The sequence below is a fragment of the Sphingomonas sp. BGYR3 genome (assembly GCF_025153455.1).
Taxonomy (GTDB): Bacteria; Pseudomonadota; Alphaproteobacteria; order Sphingomonadales; family Sphingomonadaceae; genus Sphingomonas.
On sequence record NZ_JANZNT010000001.1, the window covers coordinates 590,329 to 606,977 of the forward strand.

General features: G+C 66.2%; 18 protein-coding genes, 1 tRNA gene and 2 other RNA genes. 8 read left to right on the forward strand and 13 right to left on the reverse strand.

Translation table 11 applies throughout. The features are described 5' to 3' along the window. Positions 1 to 2 precede the first annotated feature (2 nt). A complete protein-coding gene (tkt, locus tag NYR55_RS02690) occupies positions 3 to 1,970 on the reverse strand; it encodes a transketolase (protein ID WP_260019704.1) in 1,968 nt (655 codons plus the stop codon). A 186-nt stretch (positions 1,971 to 2,156) separates the two neighbouring features. Here tkt and NYR55_RS02695 point away from each other — a divergent pair, with 186 nt between their 5' ends. From NYR55_RS02695 to NYR55_RS02715, 5 genes are all read left to right on the forward strand, one after another. After that, positions 2,157 to 2,357, forward strand: coding sequence for a hypothetical protein (locus NYR55_RS02695; protein ID WP_260019705.1), 201 nt, complete (start codon positions 2,157 to 2,159; stop codon positions 2,355 to 2,357). Beyond that, on the forward strand, positions 2,357 to 2,659 hold the full coding sequence (locus NYR55_RS02700; RefSeq protein ID WP_260019706.1) for a cell division protein ZapA: 303 nt from the start codon (positions 2,357 to 2,359) through the stop codon (positions 2,657 to 2,659). The genes NYR55_RS02695 and NYR55_RS02700 overlap by 1 nt, the downstream gene beginning before the upstream one ends. Before the next feature lie 11 nt (positions 2,660 to 2,670). Beyond that, positions 2,671 to 2,828, forward strand: a non-coding RNA gene (ssrS, locus tag NYR55_RS02705) — 6S RNA. 28 nt (positions 2,829 to 2,856) lie between these two features. After that, positions 2,857 to 3,417: a 5-formyltetrahydrofolate cyclo-ligase gene (locus NYR55_RS02710; protein WP_260019707.1), complete on the forward strand. Its 561-nt coding sequence runs from the start codon at positions 2,857 to 2,859 to the stop codon at positions 3,415 to 3,417. Further along, the gene (locus tag NYR55_RS02715; protein ID WP_260019708.1) at positions 3,414 to 3,632 is read left to right on the forward strand and encodes a DUF2842 domain-containing protein; all 219 of its coding nucleotides are present in this window, start codon (positions 3,414 to 3,416) and stop codon (positions 3,630 to 3,632) included. Before NYR55_RS02710 ends, NYR55_RS02715 begins: the two co-directional genes overlap by 4 nt. A 43-nt stretch (positions 3,633 to 3,675) precedes the next feature. Here NYR55_RS02715 and NYR55_RS02720 read toward each other — a convergent pair whose 3' ends face one another. The 3 genes from NYR55_RS02720 to NYR55_RS02730 all read right to left on the reverse strand — a co-directional run bounded on the left by NYR55_RS02720 (position 3,676) and on the right by NYR55_RS02730 (position 5,501). Next, entirely contained in the window at positions 3,676 to 4,032 is a 357-nt protein-coding gene (locus NYR55_RS02720) for a PRC-barrel domain-containing protein (protein ID WP_260019709.1), read from the reverse strand. A 141-nt stretch (positions 4,033 to 4,173) separates the two neighbouring features. Further along, positions 4,174 to 4,250, reverse strand: a tRNA-Asp gene (locus NYR55_RS02725). Between the two features lie 45 nt (positions 4,251 to 4,295). Beyond that, positions 4,296 to 5,501 (reverse strand): AI-2E family transporter, encoded by a 1,206-nt coding sequence (locus NYR55_RS02730; RefSeq protein ID WP_260019710.1) that lies wholly within the window; start codon positions 5,499 to 5,501, stop codon positions 4,296 to 4,298. A 54-nt stretch (positions 5,502 to 5,555) separates the two neighbouring features. Here NYR55_RS02730 and NYR55_RS02735 point away from each other — a divergent pair, with 54 nt between their 5' ends. Further along, entirely contained in the window at positions 5,556 to 7,046 is a 1,491-nt protein-coding gene (locus NYR55_RS02735) for a glycerol kinase (protein ID WP_260019711.1), read from the forward strand. Here NYR55_RS02735 and NYR55_RS02740 read toward each other — a convergent pair. Both NYR55_RS02740 and NYR55_RS02745 read right to left on the reverse strand, forming a co-directional pair. Then, the gene (locus tag NYR55_RS02740; protein ID WP_260019712.1) at positions 7,043 to 7,360 is read right to left on the reverse strand and encodes a DUF1636 domain-containing protein; all 318 of its coding nucleotides are present in this window, start codon (positions 7,358 to 7,360) and stop codon (positions 7,043 to 7,045) included. The genes NYR55_RS02735 and NYR55_RS02740 overlap by 4 nt on opposite strands. Then, positions 7,357 to 7,896, reverse strand: coding sequence for a J domain-containing protein (locus NYR55_RS02745; RefSeq protein ID WP_260019713.1), 540 nt, complete (start codon positions 7,894 to 7,896; stop codon positions 7,357 to 7,359). The genes NYR55_RS02740 and NYR55_RS02745 overlap by 4 nt, the downstream gene beginning before the upstream one ends. Positions 7,897 to 8,079: 183 nt before the next feature. Here NYR55_RS02745 and NYR55_RS02750 point away from each other — a divergent pair, with 183 nt between their 5' ends. Both NYR55_RS02750 and NYR55_RS02755 read left to right on the forward strand, forming a co-directional pair. Further along, complete coding sequence (locus NYR55_RS02750; RefSeq protein ID WP_260019714.1) at positions 8,080 to 9,666, forward strand: SulP family inorganic anion transporter; 1,587 nt, start codon at positions 8,080 to 8,082, stop codon at positions 9,664 to 9,666. Further along, positions 9,663 to 10,310: a carbonic anhydrase gene (locus NYR55_RS02755; RefSeq protein WP_260019715.1), complete on the forward strand. Its 648-nt coding sequence runs from the start codon at positions 9,663 to 9,665 to the stop codon at positions 10,308 to 10,310. The genes NYR55_RS02750 and NYR55_RS02755 overlap by 4 nt, the downstream gene beginning before the upstream one ends. A 2-nt stretch (positions 10,311 to 10,312) precedes the next feature. Here NYR55_RS02755 and rnpB read toward each other — a convergent pair. The 7 genes from rnpB to NYR55_RS02790 form a co-directional block, all read right to left on the reverse strand. Beyond that, an RNA gene (gene rnpB / locus NYR55_RS02760) (RNase P RNA component class A) lies at positions 10,313 to 10,707 on the reverse strand. Between the two features lie 11 nt (positions 10,708 to 10,718). Next, on the reverse strand, positions 10,719 to 11,408 hold the full coding sequence (locus tag NYR55_RS02765; protein ID WP_260019716.1) for an N-acetylmuramoyl-L-alanine amidase: 690 nt from the start codon (positions 11,406 to 11,408) through the stop codon (positions 10,719 to 10,721). Positions 11,409 to 11,466: 58 nt separating this feature from the next. Beyond that, positions 11,467 to 12,297, reverse strand: coding sequence for a protein-glutamate O-methyltransferase CheR (locus NYR55_RS02770; RefSeq protein ID WP_260019717.1), 831 nt, complete (start codon positions 12,295 to 12,297; stop codon positions 11,467 to 11,469). After that, positions 12,294 to 13,373 carry a chemotaxis protein CheB gene (locus NYR55_RS02775; RefSeq protein WP_260019718.1) on the reverse strand — a complete coding sequence of 360 codons (1,080 nt, stop codon included), beginning with the start codon at positions 13,371 to 13,373 and terminating at the stop codon, positions 12,294 to 12,296. The genes NYR55_RS02770 and NYR55_RS02775 overlap by 4 nt, the downstream gene beginning before the upstream one ends. Positions 13,374 to 13,398: 25 nt before the next feature. Next, positions 13,399 to 13,764 carry a response regulator gene (locus NYR55_RS02780; protein WP_260019719.1) on the reverse strand — a complete coding sequence of 122 codons (366 nt, stop codon included), beginning with the start codon at positions 13,762 to 13,764 and terminating at the stop codon, positions 13,399 to 13,401. A gap of 81 nt (positions 13,765 to 13,845) precedes the next feature. Continuing rightward, positions 13,846 to 14,274 carry a chemotaxis protein CheW gene (locus NYR55_RS02785; protein WP_260019720.1) on the reverse strand — a complete coding sequence of 143 codons (429 nt, stop codon included), beginning with the start codon at positions 14,272 to 14,274 and terminating at the stop codon, positions 13,846 to 13,848. Further along, a complete protein-coding gene (locus NYR55_RS02790) occupies positions 14,274 to 16,613 on the reverse strand; it encodes a chemotaxis protein CheW (protein ID WP_260019721.1) in 2,340 nt (779 codons plus the stop codon). The genes NYR55_RS02785 and NYR55_RS02790 overlap by 1 nt, the downstream gene beginning before the upstream one ends. Positions 16,614 to 16,649: the final 36 nt, after the last annotated feature.

The window sequence follows — 16,649 nt, forward strand, 5'->3', positions numbered from 1 at the left end:
GCTTATCCGTTCAGCGCCGCCAGCACGCGCGGCGCGATATCGGCCGGCGTCAGTCCGAAATAGGCGTAGGCATCGCTGCCCGGCGCAGAGGTGCCGAACCGGTCGATGCCGATATTCAGGCCATCCAGCCCGGTATAGCGTTGCCAGCCGGTCGTCACCCCCGCCTCGATCGACACCTTGAGCGCGTCGGCGGGCAGGACGTCGCGGCGATAGGCCGCGTCCTGCGCGTCGAAGCGGAACCAGCTGGGCATGGACACCACATCGGCACCCACGCCGTCCGCTTCAAGCAGGGCAGCGACGCCGACCGCAATCTCGACCTCTGACCCGCTGGCGATCAGCACGACCCGGCGCGGGGCAGTGGCGGCGACCAGCCGATAGGCACCGCGCGCCGAGCGGTTTTCGGCGGCATCGGTGCGCAGCTGCGGCAGGTTCTGGCGGCTGAGCGCCAGCAGCGACGGGCCGTCGGCGCGGCGGATCGCGAGGTCCCAACATTCCGCCGTCTCGATCGTGTCGCACGGGCGCATCACGTCGAGATTGGGGATGAGGCGCAGGCTCATCACATGCTCGATCGGCTGATGCGTCGGGCCATCCTCGCCCACCCCGATGCTGTCATGCGTCATCACATAGGCGACGCGCGCGCCCTGAAGCGCGGACAGGCGGATGGCGGCGCGGCAATAATCGGCAAAGACCAGGAACGTGCCGCCATAGGGGATCACGCCGCCGTGCAGCGCCATGCCGTTCATTGCGGCGGCCATGCCGAATTCGCGGATGCCATAGTTGACGTAGCGGCCCGCATAGTCGGCGGGCGAAAAGGCCGTCGTTTCCTTGGTCTGCGTCAGGTTCGATCCGGTCAGATCGGCCGACCCGCCGATGGTTTCGGGCAGCTGCGCATTGATCGCCGCCAGCGCCAGTTCCGACGCCTTGCGCGTCGCCACCTTTTGCGGGGCGGCGATCAGGCCGTCGAGATGCGCCTGCATCGAGAAGGACGCGGGCAGATCGCCGGCCATGCGGCGCTCAAATTCCGAACGATCGGAATGGCTTGCCAGCCGTTCCTGCCATGCGGCGCGAACATCCGCCGACCGCTTTCCGGCATCCAGCCAGGCAGCGCGCACGTCGCCGGGAATTTCGAAGGCGGGCAGATCCCAGCCAAGGGCAGCGCGGGTGGCCGTCACCTCGTCCGCGCCCAGCGGAGCGCCGTGCGTCTTGTTCGTCCCCTGCTTGTTCGGTGCGCCCTTGCCGATCACGGTCTTGCACCGGATCAGGCTGGGGCGGTCATCAGCCATCGCCGCCTCGATCGCGCGGGCGACATCGGCCATGTCGTGCCCGTCGCACGCCTCGACATGCCAGCCGGTTGCGGCATAGCGGGCCGGGATATCCTCGCTGGACGACAGCGACACATTGCCGTCGATGGTGATGTCGTTATCGTCCCACAGCACGATCAGACGGCCAAGGCCCAGATGCCCGGCCAGGCCGATCGCCTCGTGATTGATCCCTTCCATCAGGCAGCCGTCACCGGCGACCACCCAGGTGCGGTGATCGACCAGATCGTCGCCGAACAAGGCATTGAGGTGCCGTTCGGCAATCGCCATGCCGACCGCGGTGGCCAGCCCCTGACCCAGCGGACCGGTGGTCGTTTCGACGCCCGGCAGTTCAAAATTTTCCGGGTGCCCGGCGCACGGGCTGTGCAGTTGGCGGAACGAGCGGATGTCGTCCATCGTCGGACGGGCAAAGCCGGTCAGGTGCAGCAGGCTGTAGATCAGCATCGACCCGTGGCCGGCGGACAGGACGAAGCGGTCGCGGTCGGCCCAGTGCGGATCGGCCGGATCGAATTTCAGATACCGGGTCCACAGGACCGTTGCGGCATCGGCCATGCCCATCGGCATGCCCGGATGACCGCTATTGGCCGCCTGAACCGCGTCCATGGTCAGCACCCGGATGGCGTTCGCCATTGCGCTTGGTTGCACGGACATCGGCGTGGTTTTCTCCCATCGGCGCGGGGCACGGCAGTGCCCGGAACAATCGCCGCCCCGGCCCCGGCGGGATCGGCGAGTCGTGAACGCCGCCCCTTTGGAACCGGCGTGTGCCAACGTCAACCTGCCGCGCCGCCGCCAAGAGGATGGCTTGCAGGCAGGTTCGCCCCGCCCTATCGGACGACCATGTCCGAAACCCCGACCAAAGCAGACCTGTCCCGGATCGATGCCGCATTGGCGCGCATCGAACGCGCCGCCGCCGCGCGCACCGCAGCGACCGAGCAGCTGGCGCGCCGCCACGCCACCCTGCGCGACGGACTGGCCGAGGCGGTGACCGCGCTGGACAGCCTGATCGCGCGTCAGGCCGAGGCGGAGGGCCGCGACTGATGGGCCAGATATCGCTGACCGTCGCGGGCAAGACCCATATCGTCCAGTGCCGCGATGGCGAGGAAGGGCATCTGAAGATGCTGGCCGACCGGCTGAATGCCGAAGCCGATGTCGCCATCCGCGCATCGGGCGGCATCGCCAATGAGCGCACGCTGCTGCTGCTGGCGCTGATCATGGCGGACAAGCTGGTCGAGACGGAGCGTAACCCGCCCACCGGCCTGCCGCCCGCGCTGCTGGACCAGATTGCCGAGCGGCTGGAACGGATTGCCGAAGTGCTTGAGGAACCGGCGCCGACCCCCTAGATAGGATGATGGCGGGACTGCCCGGTGCGCGCTTTAGCGATTATCCCTGAGGCGATTAAATCTCCATGGGAGCTGTCCCTGTTCGGACCCTGGTCCGATGCATATGGCCCCCACCTGACGTTACTGGCGTCAGAGGATATTCAAGCAAACGGCCCATGGTGGTTCCGCCACCCCATCGGCAGCGGGCGGAGACCGGGATGACGATTGGCAAACGCGATCTGCGCGCCACGCTGCGCGATCGCCGCGACGGTTTCGTCGCCGCCTGCCCTTCCGCCATTGTCGCGCCGCACTGGATGATCGAGCAGATTCACCGCGACATGGTGGTCGCCGCCTATCGCGCGATCGGCAGCGAGGCGGGATGCGAGCTGCTGATCGAGGCGGCGATGGCCCGGCAGGCGCGGATCGCCCTGCCCCATGTCACCGGCCGTGCATCGCCCATCCGGTTCCTGTCCTGGGTGCCGGGCGACCCGCTGATCGAGGGGCCGTTCGGCCTGTTGCAGCCGGATGAGGGTGCACAAGAGGTGGAGCCGCAGATGATCCTCGCCCCGCTGATCGCGTTCGACGCCAGCCTGCACCGTCTGGGCCAGGGGGCCGGCCATTATGACCGCGCCTTTGCCCGATATCCCGATGCCATGCGCATCGGCGTCGCCTGGTCCGTGCAACAGGTGCCGGCCGTACCGACCGATCCATGGGACGTGCCGCTGCACGCCGTGGTGACCGAACAGGGATCGATCCGCCACCAGGAGATGGCCGAATGAACGACGACGACCTTCCCAGCTGGCGAAAGCCGGTCGGCGCCCTGTCGATCATCGGGATCATCCTGATCTGGATCGTGCTGATCGCCAGCCTGTCGGAGTATCTGGCGATGCTGTGGTGGCCGGTGCAGGCCGTATTTTACCTGATCGCGGGGATCGTCTGGATCCTGCCGCTGAAGCCGCTGCTCCGCTGGATGGAAACGGGCCGCTGGCGGTAGGAACAAGCGGCCCCCGCCCGGTTGGGGCGAGGGCCGATGCGCCTTACATATAGGTCATGCCGTAATGGCCATAGACCTGTTGCCCATAGGCACGGTCGAAGGCGGGTTCTTCATCCTCATAGGACGGCGCGCCTTCGATCTGGTCGCGGCTGACATTGACGACATAGCCGCCCTTTGCCGTGTCATAGGCCAGCGCCTGCCACGGCAGCGGGTAATGGCGGTGGCCGATGCCGAACAGGCCGCCAAAGGCGAGCACGGCATATTCGGCCTTGCCCGACACCTTGTCGACCATGAAGCGTTCGACATGGCCCAGCTTTTCGCCATCGGGACTGTAGACGGACGTCCCCTCGACCTTGTCCGAAGCAATAAGCTGCGACGTTTCGCGCGTATCGATATCCATCGGCTTCCCTCCTCGATGTTGCACGCCCGAACTGGCGTGATGATCAAGGAACCCGTGCAATGCCGACGGGTTGCGTGGCACCGCGCCGAAGCGGCAGGACGTTGTTTTCGGGGGATCGTGCGATGCGCCACCCAAGGGGGATGGCGCGAGTGACGGGGCTCGAACCCGCGACCTCCGGCGTGACAGGCCGGCGCTCTAACCAACTGAGCTACACCCGCATTCGCTTGCGAGAGCGCGGCCTCTAAGGGAGGGGCCGGGGCCTGTCAACCGTCCTGATCGACCGAATTGCGATCAATCGATCCGGGGGCCGTCGGAGGGCGCACCAGCATCCCGCGTTCGAACAGAAATCCCGCGATATCCGGCTTTCCAGCGGCGTTCAGCACCGTTTGAATGATGATCAGCAGCGGCACGGCCAGCAGCGCCCCGGTCAGCCCCCATACCCATCCCCAGAAACTGAGCGAGACGAGAATCAGTACCGGATGGATGGTCAGCCGGTGCCCGACGATCATCGGCGTCACCAGATTCGCCTCGATCAGATGGGCGCCGATCATGATCGCCGATGGCAGCAGCGCCCAGAACAGGTCATCAAAGGTCATCAGCCCGCCCAGCGCCAGCAGCGCGGCGGCAAGGATGGGGCCGAGATAGGGGATGTAGTTGAGCAGCGCGACGATCCCGCCCCACATCAACGGGGTCGGCATCCCGATCGCCCACAGGGCGGCCGCCACGGTCAGACCGAGCGACAGGTTGATGACGGTGATGGTGCCAAGATAGGCCGAGGTATCGTCGACGACATTCTGGATCACCCGCGCGGTCGCCATCGCGCCATCAAAGCTGCGCCGCGCCGTGATCGCGCGGGCGCGCAGCCGGCTCCACCCCGACAGCACGAAGTAGATGACGAGGATGGCAAAGAACATCTCGATCAGCGCGGACGGCGCGCTGGTGCCGACCAGATCGATCAGCGAGGTGGGCGGCGTGCCGACATTCGCCTGTGCCGTGCGGGCGGGCGCGGCGGCCACTTCGGCGATCAGGCGGTTCACGAACGCCTCCAGCTGGGCATAGGTGTCGATCACCGGTTTCACATTGGCCTGTATCCGGCCGATCCGGGCGGGAAGTTCGCGCACCCAGCCCGATGCCGGCACGACGATCGATGCCAGCGCGACATTGGCAATGGCCAGAAACAGCACCAGGCACAGGAACGCGGCAAGGCCGGACGGCACCCGCCGCCGTTCCAGCCATTCGAGCATCGGCACCAGCGCAACCGCGATCACCAGCGCGGCTGTGAGCGGCAGAAAGAAGGGCGCGCCCGCCTGCAATGCAAAGGGTGTCGCCAGCATCAGCCCCATGCCGGCGATCAGCGTCAGCGCGGCAAGCAGGCGATCCCGCCGGGTTTCGTCGCCCGCCAGTGGCGGCGGGGCCTGCACCGCTTTCGCGTCGCCATTGGTCGGGTCGGGCGGGGGCTGTGCAACCATGCCCCCATCCCTACCGCCATTCCCAGCGGCTGTAATCCCGATTAGCGTTGTGCGATGGCCGATCCCCTGATCCTGGTGCTGGACGCAGGCACCACCTCTACCCGCGCGCTGGTGTTCGATCCGCAAGGCGCAGTAGTCGCCAGCGCAGCGCATCCGGTTACCCAGCATTACCCGGCACCAGGCCGGGTGGAGCAGGATGCGGACGAGATCTGGCGCCTGACGCGCGATGCCGCCGAACGGGCCATCGCGGATGCGGGCGGGGCTGCGGGAATCGCGGCCATCGGCATCGCCAACCAGCGTGAGACGATCCTGTTCTGGGACCGCATCAGCGGCGCCCCGCTGGCCCCGGCCATTGTGTGGCAGGACCGGCGGACGGCCGCCACCTGTCGCCAGCTGATCGAGGCGGGCGAGGAACCCGGGGTGCAGGCGCGCACCGGCCTGCTGCTCGATCCGTATTTTTCGGCGACCAAGATCCGGTGGGCGCTGGACCACTGGCCCGCGGTGGCAGAGGCGGGCGAGCGGCTGGCCATCGGTACGGTGGAAAGCTGGCTGGTCTGGAAACTGACCGGCGGGGCGCATGTGACGGATGCGACCAATGCCTCTCGCACGCTGTTGATGGGGCTGGGATCGGGGGCGTGGGACGACGGGTTGGTCGACCTGTTCGGCGTGCCCCGCCGCGCGCTGCCCGCGATCATCGACAGTGCGGGCAGATGTGGCGAAACGCGGCTGTTCGGCGCGCCCATCCCGATTTGCGGGCTGGCCGGCGATCAGCAGGCGGCGGCCATCGGGCAGGCATGCCTGAAGGCGGGCGAGACCAAGGCGACATTCGGCACGGGCGCATTCATCCTGACGCATAGCGGGACGACGCCCCCGGTATCGCGGCACCGGCTGCTGTCCACCGTGGCGTGGCAGGTGGCGGGGACGCGCGCCTATGCGCTGGAAGGGTCGATCTTTGTCGCAGGCAGCCTGATCCAGTGGCTGCGCGACCAGATGGGCCTGATCGAGGCGTCGGCGCAGACCGCCGGGCTGGCCGCATCGGTCAGCGATACCGGCGGCGTCTACTGCGTGCCTGCCCTGTCCGGGCTGGGTGCGCCATGGTGGCGGCCGGAGGCGCGCGGCGCGATGACCGGCCTCAGCTTTGCCACGGGGCGCGCGCATCTGGTGCGGGCGGCGCTGGAGGCAATGGCGTATCAGGCGCACGACCTGAAACGCGCCTTTGCCGCCGATCATGCCGACTGGGCGACGATCCGCATCGATGGCGGCATGGCGTCAAACGACTGGATGGCGCAGGATCTGGCCGACATGCTGGCAGTGCCGGTCGAGCGGCCGGCGATGGTGGAGACGACGGCGCTGGGCGCGGCGATGCTGGCGGCGGTCGGCGCGGGGCTTTACCCGTCCTTGCCGGATGCGGCGGCGGCGATGCGCGGCACGGCCAGCCGGTTCACCCCGATGCTGGACGAGGAACGACGGCGGGAGCGGCTGACCGGATGGGCAGCGGCAGTACGGTCGGTGCTGGCCGATCCGGGCGGCAGCGCCCTGCCCTAATCCCCGCCCTCCTGCGTGCCGAGGCCAAGGGCATCGGCGACATCATCGAGGTCAGTGCCCCCAGGGACCAGTTGCCACACGCCGGGTTCCCGTCCGTTGATGACCGTCACCGCGCCGCGCGGACAGACGCCCAGACACTTGACCTCGACGATCCCCAGCCTGCCCTTGCGCCCCTTTCCGGTGCCAAGATGCTTGCGCAGCGCCTTGGCGAGCGGCTGGCGGCCCTTGTCGCCGAAGCCGCCGTCCAGCTTTTTCGAACATTTTGCGCAGACCAGGATGGCGTCCGACCAGTTGGCGCGAACCCGGTCCTTCACGGTGCGGGGCGCAGCTGACGCCGGTCCTCTGCCGCCTTCAGCACCTCGTACGCCGTCTGGATCGCCTGAAACCGCTTGGCCGCATCCGCATCGCCGGGGCACACATCGGGATGATTGGCCTTGGCCATCCGCCGCCACGCGACGCGCACCGCATCGAAATCGGCATCGGGATCGAGTTCGAGAACGGACAGCGCGCGCATTTCATCGCGGCTGCGCGTGCCATCGCCCGGACCGGACCAGGCGTAATGCGACGATTCGGCATAGCCATTGGCGGTGCGCCGTTCGGCCTCCTCCCGCTGGCGGGCCTCCGCCTCGTTCAGCCCCTCGAAGTAATTCCAGTTGCGGTTGTATTCCGCGGCGTGCTCTTCGCAGAAATACCAGCGGTCGGGCAAATTCGGTGCCTTTGGCGCGGGGCGGTCGCCCGGCCGGTCGCAACCGTCCCGGTCGCACAGGCGAACGGGCTTTGCCTCACGCGAGGAGCCATAACCGCGCCAGCGCGGAAATCCCCAGTCATTGGAGCGGGTGGATCGTACCATCTTGGCCCGCACATAGGCACGCGGGGCGGGATCGCCAAGCGATGTCCGGCCAAAGACATTTTATAGCGGTGCGTTATTTGACCGATAGCCCACCGCTATAATGCCGGGAATTGCAATCGCGGCGCTTGATCCGGGCATGGAATGCAATCATCCCATAAGGCCCCTTATTGCCGATGAGTGTTTATGTCGCAGAACCTCGCTTCCCTGGCTGAAAATTGGCGTCGGGACTTTCCCGCCTCCATCGTCGTTTTCCTGGTCGCGGTGCCGCTCTGCCTCGGCATTGCGCTGGCATCGGGTGCGCCGCTCTTTTCCGGACTGATCGCCGGGATCGTCGGCGGCATCGTCGTCGGTATCATTTCCAAATCCCCGCTGTCGGTCAGCGGCCCTGCGGCCGGCCTGACGGTGATCGTCCTGACGGCGATCGAATCGGTGCCCAGCTATCAGGCGTTCCTGCTGGCCGTGGTGCTGGCCGGCGTGCTTCAGATCGCGTTTTCCTTTACCAAGGGCGGCATTCTGGGTGAATTCGTGCCGACGTCGGTGACGACGGGCATGCTGGCCGCGATCGGCCTGATCCTGATCCTGAAGCAGATCCCGCATGCGCTCGGCTATGACGGCGATGTCGAGGGGGATTTCGCGTTCCTGCAGACGGACGGCATGAACACGTTGTCGACCATCTGGTACACGCTGGCGAACAGCATTCAGTGGGGCGCGGCGATCATCGCGCTGGTATCGCTGATATTCCTGTTCTGGTGGGATGCGAACAAGCCCAAGGACGGGATGCTGCGCCTGTTGCCCGGCCCGCTGGTCGTGGTGGTGTTCGCCGTCGTCGCCAATGCGGTGTTCGCATCGGCCGCACCCGGCCTGGTCATCGAAAAGACCCATCTGGTGCAGGTGCCGGTCGCCGGGTCGGTGGCCGAGTTCTTCAGCTTTTTCTCGTTCCCCGATTTCAGCGCGATCACCCTGCCCGCCGTGTGGACCGCCGCGGTCACGCTGGCGCTGGTCGCCAGCCTTGAATCGCTGTTGAGCGTCAAGGCGATCGACACGATCGATCCGGAACGGCGCACGACGGACAAGAACCGCGAATTGCTGGCACAAGGCAGCGGCAACCTGATTTCCGGACTGATCGGCGGCCTGCCGGTCACGTCAGTCATCGTCCGGTCGTCGGCCAATGTCGATTCGAACGCCAATTCCAAGCTGTCGACGATCCTGCACGGCTTTTGGTTGCTGCTCAGCGTCGTCGTCATTCCGACGATCATCAACCTGATCCCGCTGTCGGTGCTGGCCGCGATCCTGATCCAGACGGGATACAAGCTGAACAAGCCGGCGCTGTACGTGAAGTTCTGGAAACTGGGCTGGGCGCAGTTCATCCCGTTCTTTGCCACCGTCGCAGCGATCCTGTTTACCGACCTGCTGAAGGGGATTGCCGTCGGTCTGGCCATCGGTTTCGCCTTTGTCATCGCGCGCAATTTCCGCCCGGCCGTCACCTATGTCGATGACGAGCATGGCAATGTGCTGGTCCGCGCCCGCCGCAACCTGTATTTCATCCACAAGTACGAATTGCAGAAGGCGTTCGACCGGGTGCCCGACGGTGCCAATGTCATCATCGACCTGACCGCCGCAGATTTCGTCGATCCCGATAATATCGATATCATCAACGGGTTCAGCGAGGGCGCGCGGTTCCGCAATATCGACCTGTTCGTGCGCGGCGACACGCCGCGACGCGCCGGCCCGCAGATCAAGGCCGAACCCAAGGACGTGGTGTACGCATGAGAACCTATCATCAGCTGATCCTCGCCAATCGTGCCTGGTCGCAGGAACTGACCGAGCAGGATCCCGATTATTTCCTGCGTCAGACCGAGGGCCAGAAGCCCGACGTGCTGTGGATCGGCTGTTCCGACAGCCGCGTGTCGCCGGAACAGATCACGCGGACGCAGCCGGGCGAATTGTTCATCCACCGGAACATCGCCAATCTGGTCCATACGACCGACGACAATTTCATGTCCGTCCTGCAATTCGCGGTCACGGTGCTGAAGGTCGGGCATATCATCATCTGTGGCCATTATGGCTGTGGCGGCCTGCACGCGACGCTGAACGGTGCGCCCGACGGTCATATCGGCGAATGGCTGAAGAATGCGGCGGACGTCCATGCCAATCACCGGCACGAAATCGATAGCGAGCCGGATGCCGAGGCCAAGCTGAACCGCCTGGTCGAATGCAATGTCCGCGATCAGCTGGTCGATCTGGCCCGCACGGATATCGTGCAGGCGGCGTTCGCATCGGGCCAGCGGCTGCATCTGCACGGCTGGGTCTATGACCTGCGCGACGGGCTGATCAAGCCGCTGCTGGACATTGAGGCGGATACCAACCTGGACACGCTGGGCGCGCCGGACCGGGTGCTGTCGCCGGCGGCGTAAAAGGCGTCAGAGGGCCTGTAAGCCGGGTTCTGTCCACCCCTTTCGGGGATGGGCGGCCATTCCTCTAGGACGACGCTTGCGCGCCGCCTCAAGCAACCAACCCGGACGCCGGGCCGGAACGAGGCCCATATGGCGTCCCTATTCGGTCTTGCTCCCGATGGGGTTTGCCGTGCCGCCCCCGTTGCCGGGCGCGCGGTGCGCTCTTGCCGCACCCTTTCACCGTGACGCTGCCGAAGCATCGGGGCCGAAGCCCCTGCGCCGTCTGCTCTCTGTGGCACTTTCCCTGACCCCGGCTGAAAGCCGGTGCCGCCGGGCGTTACCCGGCATCGCCGTTCCGTGGAGCCCGGACTTTCCTCGCCCCCCGCAATGCGGAGGCCGCGGCCGCCCGGCCCTCTGACGCGGCCTTCCCTAATCGTCTCCCTGCGGTTTGGGAAGCAGCAGCGCGAGCAGGATCATTCGGCATTCGGCATCGATGATCCCGTCGATCATTTCCGGCCTGAACCGCCGCTGAAACGCGGTCACAGCCGCTTCTGCATCGCTGACGTCATAGCCGAACCGTTCCAGCGCCAGCAGGAATCCGCCATCGGGCCAGCCGGGATCGACCAGATTGCGCGTCGGACGCGGCAGCGCCAGCCGCAGCCGGGCGAGCTTGCCCCAGGGAAACAGCTCGCCCGGATCCTGTTTGCGGGCAGGCGCAATGTCGGAATGGCCGACGATATTGCCGCGCGTGATTTCGTGCCGATCCTTGATCGCGTGGACAAGGCGGATGACCGATGCGACCTGTTCGTCGGGAAAGGGGCGATAGCCGAATTCATGCCCCGGATTGACGATTTCGATGCCAATGCTGGCGCTGTTCACGTCCGTCACGCCGCGCCAGTGCGATCGGCCGGCGTGCCAGGCGCGCTTTTCCTCATCAACCAAGCGATGGATGCGGCCATCCTCCTCGACCAGATAATGGGCCGACACCTGAGCATCCGGATCGCGCAGCCGGGCCAGCGCACCGGCAGCATCGGGCATTCCGGTATAGTGCAGCACGATCATCGTGATCGGCAGCAGCCGGTCGTTGAAGTTGGGCGACGGCGATTCAATCCAGTCCATGACGCAGCACATTCCCCTCAGGCACAGGGGGATGCGGTGCCGGTGCCGAAAAGGCAAGTCAGGCCGGGCGACGCTCGTAATAGCCGCGATGGCGGCGGCTGGGCACCAGCGCGTCGGTCTGACCGATCACGGTTTCGCCCGCGCCAAGGACAAGCAGGCCATCGGGACGCAGCGCATCGGCCAGGCGATCGAACACCCGCTGGCGAAGGTCCGGCGCGAAATAGATGAGGAGGTTGCGGCACAGGATCAGGTCGAACCGCCCGGCCGGCGGCTCGTCGGTCACCACATGATGCTGGCGATAGCGGATCCGGGCAACGAGTTCGGGATTGGCGTGCCATTCCTGATCCGTGTCGCCTTCGCTGAACCACTGCATCAACCGGCGGATCGGCAGGCCGCGCTGCACCTCGAACTGGGTATAGCGCCCCTCCCGCGCGCGATCGATCGCCACCGATGACACGTCGGTGCCGGTAATTTCCGGAAAGCGGGACCCGGACAGGTCGGGATGATCGGCAAACAGCATCGCCAGCGACAGCGGCTCCTGACCATAGGAGCAGCCGACCGACCAGATGCGCAGCCGTCGTTCCGGAAACGCGCGCGCCCGTTCGGCCACCGCCTCGACCAGATGTTCGAACAGCGGGCCATCGCGGAAGAAGGAGGTTTCGTGGTTCAGCAATGCCTCCACCACCGCATCGCCGACCGAGCGCGGCCCGGTGGACACGGCAAGGGCAAGCTGATCCAGCGTGGTCACGCCGTGATCGCGCATCACCGGTTTCAGCGCGGTTTCGATGCGCCACACGCGCCCCTGCGCAATCTGCTGGCCCGTTCGCTGTTCCAGCAGGTTGGTGATGGTCGAGATCGACCGGACCGAGGCGATGGGCGATTGGATCATCGTTGCGCTGCCCGCCGACGGGCGACCATGCGCCCGATCTCTTCGGGCGGCAGGACCAGGCGGGCCAGCCCGGCCTGAACCGCCGATCCCGGCATGCCCCATACGACCGAACTTGCCTGATCCTGAGCGATGAGTCGTCCGCCGCGCGTCACCAGCTCCTTTGCCCCGCGCGTCCCGTCCCGGCCCATGCCGCTGAGCAGAACGGCGAGCGCGCGGTCGCCATAGACATCGCCGACCGACTGGAACATCGGATCGACCGACGGCATGCAGCCGCTGGGCGCCGGTGCGGTCGACAGGCGGATGGAAACGCCATCCGCCATCTTTACACATTCGATATGGGCATTGCCCGGCGCGATCACGATGCGGCCCGGCCGCACGCGCAGGTGATCGCACGCCACCTCGCACGGGCGGCCGGCCATCACCGCGATTTGCGCGGCGAAATAGGTCATGAAGCTTTCGGGCAGATGCTGGGTGATCAGGATGGGGGCATCCATGCTTGGCGGGATTTCGCGCAGCATCCCGCTGAGCGCGTGAATGCCGCCGGTCGATGCACCGATGGCCACCACGTCGAACTGTCCGATCGCGTTGGGTGGCAGGGGCAGCACGGCATCGGGTGCCGCCGCGTCAACCGGCGCGGGATCAGCCAGGCGAACCAGTTTTTCGGCCAGTTGTTCGGCAAAACGGCTGCCGATGCTGCCCAGGCCCGGCTTGACCAGCGTGTCGGCCGCGCCCAGCGCCAGCGCCTGAAGCGACGATGCAGCGCCGTCCGATGCGGCGGACGAGACGATCAGCACCCGCGCGCCAACGCCCGCATCGATCAGCCGGGGCAAGGCGGCCAGTCCGCTGATACCGGGCAGTTCGAGGTCGAGCAGGATGATGTCGACGGTATTCTGCGCCAGGAATTGCAGGGCACGCGCCGCATCCGGCACCGCGCCGGCGATGACGAAGTCCGGCAGGCTTTGCACCAGCCGTTCGATCACCGATCGCGCGACAACCGAATCATCGACGATCAAAACGCGCCGAAGCGTGGCCGAAGCGTCCGGTTCTGGAGCCTTCAAGGGTGTGGGCGGGTGCATTGCCGTGCGTTGCCGGAAAAGGCGATCAGGCCATGCCGACGATCTGAAGCTTGCTTTGCAACGTGTCGCGGTCGAACGGTTTCATGACATATTCGTCGGCCCCCGCCTCGATCGCGGCGCGGATATAGGCCATGCCGTTTTCGGTGGTGCAGAACACGACCTTGGGCTTTTGGGCGAGGCCGCTTTCCTTGAGCGCGCGCAGGAAATCCATGCCGCTCATGATCGGCATGTTCCAATCGAGCAGGATCACGTCCGGCGGCGTGGCCATGCAGGATTCCAGCGCCTCGCGCCCGTCCCCGGCCTCGCGCACCGTAAAGTTCAGCGTCTCGAGGATATGCCGGGCGACCTTGCGGATCACCTTGGAATCGTCGACCACCAGACAGGTCTTCATGCGTCGCTTCCCGTATACTTATCGGTCAATTCTTGTGGCACGCCGGGAGTAACCACGACGTTAATCGCCAGATGCCGCACTTCAGGCGGCAAGCGCGTGACTGGGCACCAGCGCGGCCAGGTTGATCACCAGCACCGGTTCGCCCGAATGATCGATGACGCCGGTTGCCGCACGGCTCCATTCCCCCGCAATCGGAAGCGCGGCGTTGAGCGCGGTCATCGCCAGCGGCACGATATCGTCCAGGGCATCGACCAGCATCGCATAGTGGTGATTGTCGTACCGGATGATGATCGCCCGTCGCGATTCAGTGACACCGGCCAGACCAAGCGCCACGCGGCTGTCGATGACGGTCACCACCCGGCTGCGCAGGGCAGCAAGGCCGCAGACGCCGGCCGGGGCGCAGGGCACCGGGGTGATATCGCCAAGATCGACCACCGATTCCACCTGGTCGGAATCGATCGCGACGGTGCGGCCATCAAGCTGGGCCAGCAGGTAAAGCCGTTCGTTCATCACGCCCCCTTTCGCCGCAGCGACTGTTTCACGGCAGCGACCACGGCTTCGCGGTCGTAACGCCAGACGCTTTCGGGCCGCGCCGGATCGGGTTCGGGCGCAGCGCGAAGCGTGACGACCGTTTGCGCCGGACCATCGGCGGGCACGGGGGTGTCGTCGGACAGGATCAACAGGTCCGCCCGCTCTCCACCGCGCAGCCGCTGGGTCACGCGAAAGCCCATCCCCTCGATGATCGGCCGCAGAAAGGTCTGCGTCCAGCCGGAGGCATCGTCGCCGATCAGGCACAGCGGCTGAACGGCGGCCGCCGGATGGTGATGATCGCCATGCGTGGCGAACAGCCAGATCAGGTCGAGCAGTTCGGTCGGTTCGCCATCGACCAGAGTGACGCCAGCCACATGGCCCGGCGCAGCAGCCGGGACCAGCGGTTCAGTGACCTGCACGATGTCCACGCTTTCGCGGACAGCATAGCCGATTTCAGTTGCGCCGTCATGGAGCCGAAGGACGCTGACCCGATCCAGCCCGTCGACCGGCGCAACCGTGGCCAGCGGGATGATGGTGCCGTCGATCGTCATGCGCAGCCGCCCGGCGCTTTCGCGGATGGCATCGGTCGTCACCTGTTCGACCCGGTCGACGGCGGCCAGCGGGACGATGCGGCGGGCGCCGTCCAGATCGTGGATCAGCAGCGCCGGATAGCCCCGCTCCCCAGCATCGTCATCGGCAGCACCGTCGGAATCTGCCATGACCGTTCCGCTGCCGGCGACCCCCGCCGCAGCGGCAATCCCGGCACAGTCGAGGATCAACATCGGCACGCCATTGTCGGGCAGCGTCTGTCCGGCGAACAGACCGCAGGCCATGATCGCGGGCGCCGCAGGTTTGATGACCAGTTCTTCGTTGTCGAGCACGGAATCGACCGCCACGACATAGCTGGTGGTCCCGACGCTGACGATCACCAGCTTGCCATCGCCATCCATCCGCCCAGTGCAGTTCAGGCCGAGCATCGCACACAGATTGACGAGCGGCAGGCGGCGGCCGCGCACCGTTGCTACATCCTGATCGCCCAGCCGGTCGATGCGGATGGTGTCGCCGCGCAGCATGACGATTTCCTCGATCGTCTGGCGCGGCATGGCGAACCGCTGACCGCCGAGGCCCACGACGATGGTCGGGATGATGGACAGGGTGAGCGGCACATGGATCGACACGCGCAGGCCGTGGCCGGGCATATTGTCGAGGAGGATGCGGCCGCCAATCTGTTCGATACAGGCGCGCACCACGTCCATGCCGACCCCGCGGCCGGAAATTTCGGTCACCTCGTCCTTGGTCGACAGACCGGGTTCGAAGATCAGTTCGAGCCGTTCACGCGGCGACAGCGCGCGCAGTTCGCTTTCGCTGCGCCCGGCCCGGACCAGCTTGGCGATCAGCCGTTCGGGGTCGATGCCGCGACCGTCATCGGCAATGTCGATCACGATCTGGTTGCCGGACTGACGGGCGGAGACGGTCAACCGGCCGTTCTCGCGCTTGCCGGCGGCGCGGCGTTCCATCGGCGATTCAATGCCATGGTCGATGGCGTTGCGGATGATGTGGACCAGCGGATCGCGCATCAGCTCGATCATCTCGCGGTCCAGCTCGACCTCCGACCCCTCGACATTCAGCGTCACCGACTTGGCGCAGGCAGCCGCCGTGTCGCGCACCATGCGTGGCAGCGGCGAAAACAGCGCCTCCACCTTCTGCATCCGGGTGCGCGTCACGGTGTCGCGCATTTCGGCCACGGTGGCGGACAGCCGCTCCAGCGATGCCTCGATCGCCGGATCAACGTCATGGTCGCGCAGCCGCCGGGCAAGTTCGTTGCGGGCCAGCACCATGTCCGACATGCCGCTCATCATCCGGTCGAGCAGATCGACGTTGAGCCGGACCGAGCGCGCGGCAGAGCGAAAGCCCTGAACCACCGGGATGGCGGGCGGCTGCGGACCGATTCCCCCTTCGGCCAGGGCAGCGATCAGCAGGTCTTCGCCGGAATCGTCCAGCGCAGCGCCAGCATCGATCGCCTCGACAATCTCTCCGATCCGGTCGACCACCGACAGCACGGCGTTGACCAGCGAGGGGTCCGGCCGCCGCTTGCCATCGCGCACATCGGCCAGCACGTCCTCTGCCGCATGGCTCAGCCGGGCAAGACGGGGCAGATCCAGGAACCCGCAGCTTCCCTTGACCGTGTGGACAAAGCGGAAAATGGCATCCAGCCGGGCACGATCATCGGGATTGGCTTCCCACGCGATGATTTCCCCGGAAAGCGATTCAAGCGTTTCCCGGGTCTCGGCGATGAATTCTACGAGCAGATCGTCCATTGGTCCCCGCGGCGGATTTGCGGCACTACCATGGAC